Source organism: Allobosea sp. P2_B12 (assembly GCF_056404835.1).
On the sequence record NZ_JBFUDG010000004.1, the window covers coordinates 232201 to 246501 of the forward strand.

The 14301-nt window shown below is 68.2% G+C and carries 15 protein-coding genes and 1 tRNA gene; 8 read left to right on the forward strand and 8 right to left on the reverse strand.

Annotated features, from left to right (window positions below; all coding sequences use genetic code 11):
* The first annotated feature begins 49 nt into the window (after positions 1 to 49).
* From AC1DYU_RS12805 to AC1DYU_RS12815, 3 genes are all read left to right on the forward strand, one after another.
* Positions 50 to 1999, forward strand: coding sequence for a L,D-transpeptidase family protein (locus AC1DYU_RS12805; protein ID WP_476791959.1), 1950 nt, complete (start codon positions 50 to 52; stop codon positions 1997 to 1999).
* Between the two features lie 243 nt (positions 2000 to 2242).
* The gene (locus tag AC1DYU_RS12810; RefSeq protein ID WP_476791960.1) at positions 2243 to 3985 is read left to right on the forward strand and encodes a peptidoglycan L,D-endopeptidase MepK; all 1743 of its coding nucleotides are present in this window, start codon (positions 2243 to 2245) and stop codon (positions 3983 to 3985) included.
* 84 nt (positions 3986 to 4069) lie between these two features.
* Positions 4070 to 4279, forward strand: a complete 210-nt coding sequence (locus tag AC1DYU_RS12815) for a hypothetical protein (RefSeq protein ID WP_158482485.1) — start codon at positions 4070 to 4072, stop codon at positions 4277 to 4279.
* Positions 4280 to 4393: 114 nt separating this feature from the next.
* Here AC1DYU_RS12815 and AC1DYU_RS12820 read toward each other — a convergent pair.
* A tRNA-Ala gene (locus AC1DYU_RS12820) sits at positions 4394 to 4469 on the reverse strand.
* A gap of 115 nt (positions 4470 to 4584) precedes the next feature.
* Between AC1DYU_RS12820 and AC1DYU_RS12825 the strand changes: the two genes are divergently transcribed.
* The 3 genes from AC1DYU_RS12825 to AC1DYU_RS12835 all read left to right on the forward strand — a co-directional run bounded on the left by AC1DYU_RS12825 (position 4585) and on the right by AC1DYU_RS12835 (position 5990).
* The gene (locus tag AC1DYU_RS12825; protein ID WP_476791961.1) at positions 4585 to 4875 is read left to right on the forward strand and encodes a YggT family protein; all 291 of its coding nucleotides are present in this window, start codon (positions 4585 to 4587) and stop codon (positions 4873 to 4875) included.
* A 20-nt stretch (positions 4876 to 4895) separates the two neighbouring features.
* Positions 4896 to 5213, forward strand: a complete 318-nt coding sequence (locus AC1DYU_RS12830; protein ID WP_476791962.1) for a DUF167 family protein — start codon at positions 4896 to 4898, stop codon at positions 5211 to 5213.
* Positions 5214 to 5282: 69 nt separating this feature from the next.
* Positions 5283 to 5990, forward strand: a complete 708-nt coding sequence (locus AC1DYU_RS12835) for a carbonic anhydrase (protein WP_476791963.1) — start codon at positions 5283 to 5285, stop codon at positions 5988 to 5990.
* Here AC1DYU_RS12835 and AC1DYU_RS12840 read toward each other — a convergent pair.
* Genes AC1DYU_RS12840 through AC1DYU_RS12850 form a run of 3 tightly spaced genes read right to left on the reverse strand, consistent with a single transcriptional unit; the run spans position 5987 to position 7661 of the window.
* Positions 5987 to 6574, reverse strand: a complete 588-nt coding sequence (locus tag AC1DYU_RS12840; protein WP_476791964.1) for a HutD/Ves family protein — start codon at positions 6572 to 6574, stop codon at positions 5987 to 5989. The two genes, AC1DYU_RS12835 and AC1DYU_RS12840, sit on opposite strands and share 4 nt — an antisense overlap.
* Before the next feature lie 14 nt (positions 6575 to 6588).
* Positions 6589 to 7518: a site-specific tyrosine recombinase XerD gene (locus tag AC1DYU_RS12845; RefSeq protein ID WP_476791965.1), complete on the reverse strand. Its 930-nt coding sequence runs from the start codon at positions 7516 to 7518 to the stop codon at positions 6589 to 6591.
* Positions 7515 to 7661: a histidine kinase gene (locus AC1DYU_RS12850; protein WP_158482480.1), complete on the reverse strand. Its 147-nt coding sequence runs from the start codon at positions 7659 to 7661 to the stop codon at positions 7515 to 7517. Before AC1DYU_RS12850 ends, AC1DYU_RS12845 begins: the two co-directional genes overlap by 4 nt.
* A 172-nt stretch (positions 7662 to 7833) precedes the next feature.
* On the opposite strand from AC1DYU_RS12850, the gene AC1DYU_RS12855 reads away from it, so the two are divergent.
* Positions 7834 to 8457 (forward strand): shikimate kinase, encoded by a 624-nt coding sequence (locus tag AC1DYU_RS12855; protein WP_476791966.1) that lies wholly within the window; start codon positions 7834 to 7836, stop codon positions 8455 to 8457.
* Positions 8454 to 9599, forward strand: a complete 1146-nt coding sequence (gene aroB / locus AC1DYU_RS12860) for a 3-dehydroquinate synthase (protein ID WP_476791967.1) — start codon at positions 8454 to 8456, stop codon at positions 9597 to 9599. The genes AC1DYU_RS12855 and aroB overlap by 4 nt, the downstream gene beginning before the upstream one ends.
* Positions 9600 to 9602: 3 nt before the next feature.
* On the opposite strand, the gene AC1DYU_RS12865 is transcribed toward aroB, so the two are convergent.
* The 4 genes from AC1DYU_RS12865 to AC1DYU_RS12880 form a co-directional block, all read right to left on the reverse strand.
* The gene (locus AC1DYU_RS12865) at positions 9603 to 9938 is read right to left on the reverse strand and encodes a DUF1330 domain-containing protein (RefSeq protein WP_476791968.1); all 336 of its coding nucleotides are present in this window, start codon (positions 9936 to 9938) and stop codon (positions 9603 to 9605) included.
* 91 nt (positions 9939 to 10029) lie between these two features.
* Positions 10030 to 11154: a calcium:cation antiporter gene (locus AC1DYU_RS12870; protein ID WP_476792103.1), complete on the reverse strand. Its 1125-nt coding sequence runs from the start codon at positions 11152 to 11154 to the stop codon at positions 10030 to 10032.
* A gap of 134 nt (positions 11155 to 11288) precedes the next feature.
* Positions 11289 to 12272, reverse strand: a complete 984-nt coding sequence (locus tag AC1DYU_RS12875; RefSeq protein ID WP_476791969.1) for a TRAP transporter substrate-binding protein — start codon at positions 12270 to 12272, stop codon at positions 11289 to 11291.
* A gap of 81 nt (positions 12273 to 12353) precedes the next feature.
* Positions 12354 to 14168, reverse strand: coding sequence for a glucan ABC transporter ATP-binding protein/ permease (locus AC1DYU_RS12880; protein WP_476791970.1), 1815 nt, complete (start codon positions 14166 to 14168; stop codon positions 12354 to 12356).
* Positions 14169 to 14301: the final 133 nt, after the last annotated feature.

A 14301-nucleotide genomic window follows, 5' to 3' on the forward strand; every position in this document is an offset into this window, starting at 1 on the left:
CCGAGTCACGCAGGAATGCGGCTCTCGGCAGAATCTGGGGATAGCGACCATGCGTCGTCGCCAATGGGCGAATCTGGCTTGCGTCTCGGCTCTTGCCCTTGCTCTCGGAACCGCAGCGGCCTTCGCAGAAGGCACCAGCTCGATCGACCCGACACTCGGCATTCCGCTGCCGGAACAGCCCGCTCTCGTCATCCTCGACGACGAGAAGCCGTTAGCTCAGGCGCAGGCAACGCCCGCCGCCAGCCCTGAAGCCGGGCCGGACACGACATCCAGATCTGCCGGTATCGCGGCCGCCGAGCCGGGCATGGTCACGGGCGCGGTCACTCCGGCCGCCCAGCCGCATGGCACCCTGATTGCGCCCGAACGGCCGTCTCCTTCCGCCACGACGCCTGGCGTCGCGGACGAGCCGGTGACGCTCGACATTCCCGAGATCGAGCTGCCGCCATCCGATCCGGTCCTGACGCCCACCTTCAAAACCCAGGCCGCGCCCGAGCCGTTGCGTTCGGCCGAGCCGCTGATCGCGCCGCCCGATCTGCCGAAGGTCGTGGTCGACCTGCCGCCGGGTTCGGGATTCGCCGCCGACATCGCCGCGCGCGCCACCGAGGCGCTGGCGCTGCCGCGGCTGGCGGAACGCGAGCGCGCCGAGATCCTCGCCGCCTATCAGGCCAATGACAACCGACCCCTCTGGATCGACGGCAAGGGCTGGAGCGAGGCCGGTCTGCGCCTGACCGCCCAGCTCGGTCGCGCTGGCGAGGACGGGTTGCGGCCGACCGACTATCCCCTCCCGGCTTTTGAGGCGAGCGACAGGGGCAGCCTCGCCGAGGCCGATGTCCGGTTGTCGGCGCTTGCCGTGCTCTATGCCCGCGATGCGCGCGGCGCGCGCGTCGATCCGCGTCGCCTGTCGAAGCTGCTGACGCCGACGCTCTTCCTGCCCTCAGCCACCGAGGTCCTGTCGGAACTGACGGCAGCGACCGACGCGGGCGCGGTGCTGGCCGCCTACAACCCGCCCCATGAAGGCTATCGCCGCCTCAGGGCCAAGCTCGCCGAACTGCGCGAGCATCTCGACGACACGCCGCTGGTGCGCATTCCCGCCGGCCCTGCGCTGAAGCTCGGCATGCGCGACGAGCGTGTGCCGCTGGTGCGTGCGCGTCTCGGCCTCGGCCCGACCGAGGAGCCGGTGTTCGACCGCTCGACCTCGCTTGCGCTGGCGACGTTCCAGAAGCAGGCCGGCCTGCCCGCCAACGGCATCCTCAGCCCCCAGACGCTGGCCGCGCTCGGCACGCCGGCGACGGCACGCGGCGAGCAGGACGTCATCGCGCAGATGGAACGCTGGCGCTGGCTGCCGGCCGATCTCGGCGAAAGCCACATCACCGTCAATGTCCCGGAATTCCGTGTCCGCGTCGTCCGCGACGGCCATGTCGTCCACGAGACGCGCGCGATCGTCGGCAAGCCTGAATCCGCGACGCCCATCTTCTCGCACAAGATGGACCACGTCATCGTCAACCCGTCCTGGTTCGTGCCGCCCTCGATCCTGAAGAAGGAATTCCTGCCGGGGCTGGCTGCCGATCCCGAATACGCGGCCAAGCGCGGCTATGTCGTGACGCGCACCCGCAGTGGCATTTCGGTGCGCCAGCCGCCGGGTGAGCGCAACGCGCTCGGCTGGATCAAGTTCATGTTCCCCAACGACCATTCGGTCTATCTGCACGACACGCCCAACCGCCGGCTCTTCGCCAATGAGCGCCGTGCCTTCAGCCATGGCTGCGTCCGTGTCGACAATCCCTTCCTGCTGGCCGACCAGGTGCTCGGCCCGGAATGGACGCAGGAGCGGCTGAAGCGCCTGATCGGCTCCGGCGAACGACGCATCAACCTGCCGCAGCCGCTGGCGATCCACCTCGTCTACAACACCCATGTCGTCGATGCGGACGGAAAGCTGACCACCTTCGAGGACCTCTACGGCTTCCACCGCATGGTGCGTCAGGCGCTCGAACAGCGCAGCTGATTGTGTCGAAGGCACCATTCCGCCACGATCCACAGATAGCGAGCCCTGGCGCAGAAACCGATGGCACGCCGATTGCGGGCCTGCTAACCAGTCGTTAACGCTTCTCCGCAACTGTTCGTTCACGTTCATCGCGCCGCTCAGCCGGGGCATCGAGACGGGTCAGGCAGATTGGGCAGGTCAAACGCCACGCTTTCGGGACGGCTTGTGTCGCGCTCGAAACCGCTTCTTCGTCGGGCATTGGCCTTGGGGCTCGGCGCCGGCGCGCTGCTGCTCGGCGTGCGCGGCACCCAGGATGCCGTCGCCAATGGCGACACCCGGACGATCACGATCCGGCACATGCACACCAAGGAGGAGACGACCGTCACCTTCAGGCGTGACGGCCGCTATGTCTCCGAAGGCTTGGAGAAGCTGAACTGGGCCCTGCGCGACTGGCGCACCGACGAGCCGATCCGGATGGATCCGCGCCTGTTCGACGTCGCCTGGGAGGTCCAGCGCGCCGTCGGCTCCGAGCAGCCCTTCCATGTCGTCTCGGCCTATCGTTCGCCGGGCACCAATTCTATGCTGCGCCGCCGCTCGCGCGCCGTCGCCAAGCACAGCCAGCACATGCTCGGCAAGGCGATGGACTTCTATCTCCCGGACACCCCGACCGCCCGCATCCGCGAGGCCGGCATGCGGCTGCAGCGCGGCGGCGTCGGCTTCTATCCGGGCGCGCACAACCCCTTCGTCCATCTCGACGCCGGCTCGGTGCGCTCCTGGCCACGCATGACGCGCGACCAGCTCGTGCGGCTCTTCCCGGACGAGAAGACCGTCCATCTCCCCGCCGACGGCAAGCCGCTCGGCGGCTACGATGTCGCCATGGCAGAGATCGTCGCGGGCGGCGGTTCGGTGATGGGCTATGCCTCGGCCGAAAACGACGAAGGCGCGATCATGGCCTCGGGCCGCAAGAGCCTGTGGTCCGCGCTCTTCGGCGGCGACGACGAGGAGGCCGATGCCCGCCCGACGCGCGGCAGGCGCGCCGCGCCCAAGCCGCAGCCGACCGTCATGGCCTATGCCAACAACAGCTATTCGGACAGCAATGCCTCCGACGGCGGCCGCTTCGCTCTGGCCGCCGTCGCGCCCGAGCCGGCCTCGCGCTCGCTGGGCCGCGAACGCGCCGAGCGGCTCGCACCGCGCGCAGCCGAGCCCCCCGAGACTCAGGCCGTCGCACCGGTCAACGCCGCGGCCGCACCCCCGCCTCAGGACAACCGGCCGGCGCTGGTCGATGCCCCGCTTCCGCTGGCCCGCCCGCGCGGCCTGACCCTGCCGCAGCAGCCGGGCGAGGCCGACGGCGCCGTCCAGGTCGCGGCCCTTCCCGCCAGCGGCGGCGCGCTGGCTTTCGCGCCGCAGCCGGGCCTCGCCGATCAGAGGCTGATCCTGGCGGCGCTGCCGCCGCGCCGACCGGGCGAGATTGCGGCGGTCGCTGAGCCCGTCATCGCCGGCAAGCCGACCAATGCCCCGTTGCCGCCGGCGCGTCCCGCCGCCTTCGCCAGCCTGATGCTGCCCCAGTTCAGCACCGCATCATCGGCCGGCCTGCGCGGCTCGGACGCTGTCACGACCGCGGCGCCGACCGCCGTTCCCGAAGGCAAGCTTGTCACCGTGACCCATCCGCTGCCGCCGAGCCGTCCCCTGAGCGGCGGCGTGACCGTGGCCGCCTCGGTGGCGCCCACTCGCCCGGCTCCGACGCCGATCGAGCAGCAATATGACGCCGATCGCTCCAACCTCGATTCCCTGTTTGCCGCCGTCTCGCGCAGCCTGCCGCCCGCCGGCCGGACCGTGACGGTCGCGACCGCCCGCGCCAGGACGACCGCCCCAGTCACAACGCCGATCGCAGGACCAAGCCCGGCCGCAGCGCTCGGCTTCAGCCATGCCGAGCCGAGCGACGCCAGAACCGGCTCGTTCAGCGGCCCGGCCGTCAGGGCCCTGCCGACGAACTTCGTCCAGAACTGACCCGCCCCAACCATCGCACCATTAACGGATTGCTGACCCCGTTCGCGTCACACTGCCCGGCGATTCGCCAACAGTGAGAGTGACATGGGACAGGTTCTTCAGTTTCGGCTGCCGCAGATGCGGCCAGAGGCTCCGGCTGGCCCCGCGCTCGATCTCATGTCGGCCGTGGACTTCGCGCTGCGCGACCTGGCCGACATCGGCAACCACATCACGCTCGAAGCCGTGCGCGAGCAGGCCGCCGCCTGCCGCCAGATGCTGGAAGCCGCCTATCTCGCGGAATGCGAACTCGGCTGAAGGGCCGAAGACGCTTGGCCGGAAACCGGCATGCTGATCAAGAATGGCGACGCGTCGGGGGACGTTCCCACCAAGGCCCGCAGATCCGCCAATTCAGCGTCTTCCGAAGGGCCTTGGTGGAGCTGAGGGGAATCGAACCCCTGACCTCTGCAGTGCGATTGCAGCGCTCTCCCATCTGAGCTACAGCCCCGAGGCGCTGGCCTTCTAGGCCTTGCGTCGCGTGTCTGTCAATCGCCTGCGCCATGGGTTCATGAGGTGCATGGGGACAAGGCGCGGCTGTTCAACGACGATCAAGAGGAATGCCGATGCGTGCCGTTCTCGACGTGGTGCTGCTTGCCTTGCAGATCTACACATGGCTGCTGATCATCTCGGCCGTCCTGAGCTGGCTGATCGCCTTCAACGTCCTCAACACCCGCAACCAATTTGTCTCGACGGTCTGGGACATGCTCTACCGGATCACCGAACCGGTCCTGCGCCCGATCCGCAACATGCTGCCCAATATGGGCGGGATCGACATCTCACCGATCATCCTGCTGCTGATCATCTTCTTCATCGAGCGCGTGATCGTGCTCTATCTCTACCCCGCCGTCTTCTGAAGGCGCCGGCCGTATCCGACATGGCCGAGCCCTGGACCGTCGCCGGCGATGGCCTGCGGCTAACGGTGCGGCTCACCCCCCGCGGCGGCCGCGACGCGATCGACGGCATCGAGACCCTGGCCGATGGCCGCACCGTGCTGAAGCTCAGGGTCCGCGTGGCGCCCAGCGACGGGCAGGCCAACGCCGCCCTGATCGCGCTTCTGGCGCGTGAACTGAACCTGCCGCGCTCGACCGTGATGCTCGCGGCCGGCGCGACCGCCCGCCTCAAGACGGTCGCGCTGGCGGGCGAGCCGCTGGAACTCGCAGCACGCCTGCGGACGCGACTCGCGGCCTGTTGATCCGGCGTCGGGCCTGCCGCAATGCAGCACGCGCTTGACGAAACCGTGCGTCTCCTGTTCGAAGACAGCATGGACACGCCAGCAGCCCCCTCGCCAGCAGCCTCCTTTCCCGACCGGCTGACGGAAGGCTACCGCGCCTTTCTCGACGATCGCTTCGACCGCGAGAAGGACCGCTACGAGCAGCTCGCCGAAAGCGGCCAGACGCCGAAGATCATGCTGATCGGCTGCTGCGATTCGCGCGTCTCGCCGGAGGTGATCTTCGATGCGCGGCCAGGCGAGATGTTCGTCGTCCGCAACGTCGCCAATCTGGTGCCGCCCTTCTCGCCCGACGACCAGCTCCACGGCACCTCGGCCGCGCTCGAATACGCCGTGCAGGCGCTGCGCGTCGAGCATATCGTCGTGCTCGGCCATGGCCGCTGCGGCGGCATCCGCGCCTTCGCCGACGACGCCCAGGGGCCGCTCTCCTCGGGCGACTTCATCGGCAAATGGATCACGCTGATCGGGCCTGCCGCCGAGCGCACCGGCGGGCGCGGCCGTCATGAGACGCTGGACGGCTATGTCGAGCGCCTCGCCTTGTCCTCGATCCAGCAGTCGCTGGCCAATCTGCGCACATTCCCCTGTGTTCAAATCCTTGAGGGCAAGGGCCGGCTGCATCTGCACGGCGCCTATTTCGCCGTCGCCACCGGCGTGCTGATGCTGCTCGACCCCGAGACCGGACAGTTCGTCCCCGCGATCGGCGAATTGCCGCGCAAGGCCCAGCCGATCCGCTGCGACTAGCGCGGCCGGATGCTCGCCAGCAGGGCCTGGCCCGCTTCGACCGTAAGCGCCGCCTCCGCCTGCGCATCGATCCGCAGGGCATGGCCCGCCTCGACCGTGAACGCCATCTCACCGCAGCGACCCTGAACGGCCTCACATGGCGCGTAGAGGATATGCGTCGGGGCGCTCAGCGCGATGCCCTCCCCCACCACCGGAACCACCAGATCGATCGCGCAGAGCGAGCGGTCGGCGATCAGGTTCACCACCTCGACCGGGCCGTTCTCCAGCCGGCTGACCAGGGGAATGCCGCCATCATAGCGTACCGGCCGGAAGGGCTGGCGCAGGTCGATCTCGCCATCCTCGCCGTCCAGCACGAGGCCGGAGCCGACGATCACCGCCTGCAGGCGCTCATAGCCGGTGAGGTCGGAGAACGGGCCGGGCTGGACGATGGCGGTGCGGCCGAGCCGCCAGATCATGCCCTCCCAGCCCGCGGGATCGGCGCCCGGACGGCTGGCATCGGCGATGTCGAGCGTGACGCCGCCGCCATTCTTCCAAGGCTTGCTGCGGAAGCTCTCGGGCGAAAGCGGGGTCAGGGTCGGCTGCATGGTATCAACTCGCTTCAGGACTCGTCCGCCAGCGGATGCAGGTCGCGCACCATGCTCTTGAGGCGGTCGTCGAGGACGTGGGTGTAGATCTGGGTCGTGGCGATGTCGGCATGCCCCAGCAGCTCCTGCACGACGCGCAGATCGGCGCCGTTCTGGAGCAGATGGCTGGCGAAGGCGTGGCGCAGCACATGCGGGCTTAAGTCCGCAGCCTTCAGCCCGGCGGCGCCCGCCAGCACCTTGAGATCGCGGCCGAAGGCCTGGCGGGTGAGATGGCCGCTCTCGCCCTCGGCCGGAAACAGCCAGCGGCTGTCGGCCGAGCCGCTATCGCGCAGTGCTGCGAGCCAGGCGCGGGCGGCCTCGCGCGACGGCTCGTTCAGCGGCACCAGCCGGTCCTTGTCGCCCTTGCCGCGCACCACCAGGAAGCGCTCGCGCGTCGTCGCGGCCGATAGCGGCAGCGCGATCAGCTCCGAAACGCGCAGGCCCGTGGCATAGAGCAGCTCGATCAGGCCACGCATCCGCAGCGCCCGCAGACGCGCCGCTTGCGTCATGCCCTCGCGCTCGCAGGCCTGCCGCGCCGTCTCGATCAGCCGATCGACATCGGCAACCGAGATCACCTTCGGCAGCGGCCGGCCTTGGCGTGGCCCCTCGATCGCAGCCGACGGATCGCCCGAGGAAAACCCCTCGGTGTAAAGAAAACGGTGGAACTGGCGCACAGCCGAGAGCCGGCGCGCCGCCGAGGAGGCCTTCAGCCCGCGCGCAGAGATGTCGGCGAGCCAGCCGCGGATATCGTCGGCCGCGACCGCATCGAGCGCGCGATCCCCGAGGAATTCCAGATAGTCGTCGATGTCGCGCTGATAGGCGTCGAGCGTGTTGCGGGCGGCGCCGCGCTCGGCCGCGAGCATGTCGAGGAAGCCGTTCAGCCTTGCCCGGGACATCCGGCTCATTTCGGCTGCAGCCTGGACGGCGGCACCGTCTCGACCATCTCGCGCGGCACTGGCTGGACGAAGGTGACGAGCGCGATCATGCCGCCGAAGACGAGCCCGCCCAGCAAAGCGAGGATCGCGACGAATCTGAACAACGTCGGCACGGTGAGGCTAGCCCTTCGGGAGATACGTGACGCGGTGTCGGAGCGTCCATCTTTTGGGAGATGGCCCGCGCGGGCAAGGGCGGCAAGACCACAAGCCAGCCAAAATCTACGCTGCGCGGGCATGACGCAGCATAATCGCTCATGCTAAACCGGCCGCGAGGACAACGCCGCAATGACGATCGTCGAAACACTAGACCAGCCCGATAGTGAGGAATCCCGCGTGGATCGCGACGAATTGCGCGCCGCGATCGGTAGCCGCGCGATCGTGCTCGTCGGCATGATGGGCTCCGGCAAGAGCTCGGTCGGCAAGAGGCTGGCGACACGGCTCGGCCTGCCCTTCGTCGATGCCGACACCGAGATCGAGACGGCGGCCGGCATGACCATCCCCGAGATCTTCGCCCAGCGGGGCGAAACCGAGTTCCGCAATGGCGAACGCCGCGTCATCAGCCGCATCCTGATCACGCGCGCACCTTTGGTGCTGGCGACCGGCGGCGGCGCTTTCATGAATGCCGAGACCCGCGCGCGCATCGCCGATCTCGGCATATCCATCTGGCTCAAGGCCGAGCCCGAGGTGCTGATGCGGCGCGTCCGCAAGCGCTCGAACCGGCCGCTGCTCCAGACCGCCGATCCCGAGGAGACGCTGCGCCGGATGCTGATCGAGCGCGAGCCGGTCTATGCCCTCTCCGACCTGACGCTGGTCTCGCGCGACGAGCCGCATGAGGTCGTGGTCACCGCCGCGATCGCGGCGCTCGACCGGCATCTGCGCGGCAATCCCGACCGAAAGCCGATGCCATGAACATTCCCGCTGATCAGACCGCCGGCGCCCGGATCGTCGTTCCGGTCGCGCTGGAGGGTCGCGCCTACGACATCCATATCGGCCGCCACCAGCTCTGCGAGGCCGCTGCCCTGATCGCAGGGATGGCGCCCGGCGCCAAGGTCGCGCTGGTGACCGACGAGAGCGTCGCCGCCCTGCACGCCCCGGCCTTCGAGGCCTGCCTGCAGCAGGAGGGCATCGTCTCGACGCGCATCACCGTACCGCCGGGCGAGGCGACCAAATCCTATGCTCAGTTCATCGCGCTCTGCGACGCGCTGCTCGCCGCGAAGATCGAGCGCGACGACCTCGTCATCGCGCTCGGTGGCGGCGTGGTCGGCGATCTCACCGGCTTTGCGGCTGCTGTGCTGCGCCGGGGCGTGCGCTTCGTGCAGATGCCGACGACGCTGCTGGCGCAGGTCGATTCCTCCGTCGGCGGCAAGACCGGGATCAATTCCAGCCATGGCAAGAACCTGATCGGCGCTTTCCACCAGCCGGCGCTGGTGATCGCCGACACCGCGCTGCTCGACACGCTGAGCGAGCGCGAGTTCAAGGCGGGCTATGCGGAGGTGGTGAAATACGGGCTGATCGACGACCCCGCCTTCTTCGACTGGTGCGAGGTCAACTGGAGCCGGATCATCGAAGGTGGCCCGGAGCGCGACCATGCCGTTGCCGTCGCCTGCAAGGCCAAGGCCGCGATCGTCGCCCGCGACGAGCGCGAGGAAGGCGACCGCGCCCTGCTCAATCTCGGCCACACCTTCGCGCATGCGCTGGAACGGCTGACGAAATACGACTCGACCCGGCTCGTCCATGGCGAGGCGGTCGCGATCGGGCTGGCGCTGGCCTTCCGCTTCTCGCAGCGCATGGGGCTGTGTTCGGGGCAGGACGCCATCCGCGTCTCGCGCCATCTCGACGCGGTCGGCCTTCCCAGCACGCTCCAGCAGGTGCCGGGCGGGGCTGGAACGGCGGAGGAGATCGTTACGGCGATGGGCCAGGACAAGAAGGTTCGGCGCGGCGTGCTGACCTTCATCCTCGCGCGCGGCATCGGCAAGGCCTTCATCGCGCCTGGCGTCGCGGCCGAAGAGGTTAAGGCGTTCATCGAGGGTGAACTCGCCTCCGCCGCCTGAGCATCAGGCGGCGCCCAGCTTGGCCAGGATTTCGGTCGCCCTGTAACCCTCGGCCACCCCCTCGACCAGCATCGCGACGCTGCGTGAATGCCGCGTCCGCGCCGGCAGGATCGCCTGGTAGCCCGGCGAAGCGTACCAGCCGCGTGCGGCCACCATGTCGGGGAAGGCGATGACGACCAGATCGCCCGGCCACGGGCCTTCGACGATCTCCGGCGCAGCCCCATGGATCAGGAAACGGCCGCCGAAAGGCGCGAGCGTCGCGTCGATCTCGCGGAGATAAGCGACGATCTCGGCACCGAGCTCGACGTCCTGAAGATGGGCGATGGCATAGGCGGTCATGCTGGGTCTCCCTCGATGTCGCCGGCGGGCGCCGGCGTTCGGGGAGACCATGATCTCGCCATGGCGGCGGGTCGATTACCTCGCAGGTGATCTACGGGCTGAACACCAGCACCAGAAACACGAAGAACACCGCCAGATGCACGGCGCCCTCCAGCATCGTCGTGCGCGTGCCGGTGAAGGTCAGGGTCGAGAGCAGAAGCGTCATCGCCAGGATGACCATGTTGGTGCCCGACAGGCCGAGCACGACCTCCTGCCCGGTATAGAGGCCGATCGCCAGCACGGCCGGCACCGTCAGGCCGAGCGTCGAGGCGGCGGCGCCGAGGCAGAGATTGATCGCGCGCTGGAGCTGGTTGGCGCTGATCGCCCGCAGCGCAGCGATGCATTCCGGCGTGAACACCACCATCGCGATCAGGATGCCGCCGAGCGCAACGGGAGCGCCGAGCTTGATGATGCCGAAATCCAGTACCGCCGCCAGGCTCTTCGCCAGGATCACGATCGGCAGGATATTGGCGAGCAGCAGCACCACATGGGTCGTGGTCGCGCCGCCGGGATCGGGATGGCCGTGGTCGTCTTCCACGGCGTCGTCGTCAGGCAGGGCGGTGCGCGGCAGCGGCGCCTGCTCGCGCGTCGGCTCCTGGAAGAAGGAGCGGTGCCGCCCGGTCTGCAGCACGAGGAAGGCGCCGTAGAGCGCGATGGTGAACAGCGAGAACGAGACCGATTGCAGCGTCGTCAGCGTGCCGTTGCTGGTCGAGGTGGTGAAGTTCGGCAGCACCAGCGGGATCACCGTCAGCGGAATGATCACCGCCAGATAGGAGGAGGCGCCCTTCAGATTGTAGCTCTGCGCGAAATGGCGCCGGCCGCCGACCAGGAGCCCGATGCCGACGACGCCGTTGAGCACGATCATCAGCACCGCGAACATCGTGTCGCGCCCGAGCGTTGGCGCACCCTTGGCGCCGAGCATCACGGCCGAGATCAGCGCCACCTCGATGATCACGATCGACAGCGTCAGGATCAGCGTGCCGAAGGGCTCGCCGAGCCGCCCGGCCAGGATCTCCGCCTCATGCACCACGCCAAAGGCCGCCCAGATGATGATGCCCAGCAGCCACAGGAAGATCACAGCCGAGATCAGCGGCGCGCCGAGCTGGCCGAGCAGGCTGCTACCGAACAGCAGGAATGCGGCAACGGTCGCCCAGGCACAGGCGAGGCGGAGGATCATGGCGCTCAATCGTTCATCCTGAAATGGAGTGGTGTGAAAAGGGCGCGCGGAAACGGGCCGACGCGGCAGCCTATCAGCAATAAACACACGAATATGAATTTCGTTTGCCGGACGGCCCGGTCACGCCATTCTGCTCAGGGCTTGCGATAGGCGTCGAGCACGGCGGCGCCCTCGGCGCCCACCTTCTGGCGCCAGTCATCGACCACGCCCTTGCCGGCATCCGCCAGCGCCTTGGCGACGGCGGGTGGCACATCGGTGAGGATCGTCACCTTGTTGGCACGCATGCGAGCGTAGTTCTCGTCGAGCCGGGTGACGATCGCGGTCCATTGCCGCTGCTCGGTGGCGGCCGCCGCATCGTCCACGATCTTGCGCAGATCGACTGGGAGCGCCTCATAGGCCGCGAGATTGACCGTCGCGATCGAGATCGGCAGCGCGTAATTCACTTCGACGAAGTTCGGCAGGAAATCCCAGAGGTTGCGGCCCGCACCGCCATCGCCGGAGGAGAGCACGGCCGTGACGCTGCCGTCCTTCACCTTGGGCATGGCGTCGGCGAAAGAGAGGTTGCTGGCCTTGGCGCCGGCCGCGTTCAGCACCGCCGTCGAGGTCGCATCATAGGTGCGGATGGCCAGGCCATCGAGCGCCGTCGCCGAACTCAGCGGCGCCTTCGACCAGATGCCCGACGCCGGCCAGGGCGTGGTGTAGAGGATCTTCTGGCCGAAGGAGGCGAGCTTCTTGTCATAGGCCGGGCGGGCCAGATCGGTGAGCTTGCGCGCATCGGCGATCGAGGTCGCCAGGAACGGCAGCGAGGACAGCCCGAACAGCGGATCGACCGCGCCGAGCGCACCCGCGAAGGCATCGCCGGCCGCGACCTCGCCCTTTTGCACCGCGCCGATCATCGCCGCGGATTTGACGCCGCGCGCCGCGTCAAAACTCGGCTTGATCGTCAACCGCCCGCCGGCCTTGTCGTTCACGATGGCGGCGAAGGTCGCGACGCCTTCGCCGGGAATCGCGCTTGAGGGATATTCGGTCGGCATCTCCCAGACGGTCTGGGCGCCGGCAGCCGTCGTCAGGGTTAGCGAGACCGCCGAAAGCAGGAAACCGGTAATAAACGAACGCATGGTCATATCCTTCGTAAGCCGCGCAGGCGAAGCCGCGCCGAAAGCTCCTGGCCATGCAAGATCGGGGCGAACCCAGGCGCCTTAGTCGAGCGCGATCTTCGCCGCCAGCGGGCTCGCGACCTCCTCCGCCAGCGCCGCCGGCTTGTCGGTAACGAGATACTGTGCCCGCGCCAGCGCGGCGAAGCGGCCGCCCTTGGCGACGAGTTCCTCGAAGGAGCCCATCTCGATGACCTGACCCTGCTCGAACACCAGGATACGGTCGGCATTGCGGATCGTGGCGAGGCGGTGGGCGATGACGAAGGTGGTGCGGCCCTTCATCACCTCCTCCAGCGCCTTCTGCAGCTTGACCTCGGTCGCGGCGTCGAGGGCCGAGGTCGCCTCGTCGAGGATCAGGATCGGCGGGTTCTTCAGGAGCGCGCGCGCGATCGACAGGCGCTGGCGCTCGCCGCCCGAAAGCGTCCGGCCGCGCTCGCCGACAAGCGTGTCGAGCCCGTCGGTCTGGCGGGCCATCACCTCGGTCGCCTGCGCCCGGTCGAGCGCCTCCATCATCTCCTCGTCGGTCGCATCCGGCTTGCCGACGGTGAGGTTCTCGCGGATCGAGCGCGCGAACAGCATCGGCTCCTGGAAGACGACGCCGATGTTCCGGCGCAAGGAGAGCAGCGAAATCTCGCGGATGTCCTGCCCGTCCACCGTGATGCGGCCCGACTGCGGATCGAAGGCGCGATGCAGCAGGCCAAGCGTCGTCGATTTGCCCGAGCCGGTCGAGCCGACGATGGCGATGGTCTCGCCCGGCGCCACCGAAAACGAGACGTCCTGCACGGCAGCGCGCTTGCCGTCATAGGAAAAGGAGACGTCCTCGAAGGCGACCGCGCCCGAAAGCCGCCCGGCATCGCGCGCGCTGGGCAGATCGCGCACGGCGGGCAGCGTGTCGAGCACCTCGAAGAATTCGCGCATCTTCGGCGCCTGCATGAAGATGAAGTTCACGAAGGCGACGATCTGCTCCAGCCGCCCGACCAGCATGGTGGCGAAGCCCATGAAGGTGACGATCTCACCGACCGTCGTCAGGCCCTGCATCAGGAGCCAGGCGCCGACGACGAAGATCGCCAGCACCGTCAGCGTCGCCGAGGCGCGAGTCGCGACCGTCGCGATTGCCCACCAGGACAAAACCGGAAGCTGCGCCTCCAGCAGGCTGGCGATGGTCGAGCGCAGGCCGCGAACCTCGGCCTCGATGCGGGTGAAGCTCTGGATCACCGGGACATTGCCGAGCGCATCCGAGGCCCGCTCGGCGAGGTTCGAGTGATAGGCCTCGACATTGCTCTGCAGCTTATCGGTCTTGCGCAGCACATAGGCCGTCAGCAGCCCGAACAGGAAGACGAGCGAGATCAGCAGCAGGCCAAGCTGCCAGTTCTTCCAGAGCGTGAACGGCAGCAGGATGAAGAGCGCGACGAGGCTGGCGCAATGCTCGCGGAAGAAGGAGAGCCACAGCGCCCACATGCCGCTGGTGCCGTCGAGCATCACCTTGAGCACGCGGCCAGAATGCGTCTGCGTGTGATAGGCCAGCGGCAGCGTCAGCGCGTGCTCGAAATAATTCGCCATGACGGCGAGCCGGCGCCGATGCGCCAGCCTGTCGGAATGCAGCGAGACGAAGACCGAGGCGCCGATGGTGAACAGGCCGAAGCCGACCCAGGCGAGGATCAGCGGGTTGATCTCGCCCCAGGTCAGGCGCTGCCCGGCGCCTTGCGCGCTCGACAATTTGTCGATCAGCGCGCCGAACAGCATCGGCTCCGCGAAGGAGGCGGCCGCCAGCAGGACATTGGCCAGCGCCAGGATCAGGCCGAGCCGCTTCTCGGGACCGAGTTCGCCGAGCACACGGGTGTAGATCGCAAACAATGACATGCCCGAAGCTTTAGCGCAGTCAGGGCCGTGAACAAGCCCTGAACCTTAACGCTTCCTTCAAGGCGGGACGGATAACGTCTCAAGGGACGAATTCCGCGCAGGCTGCGGGATCGACGTCGCATGCGCGTGGCCA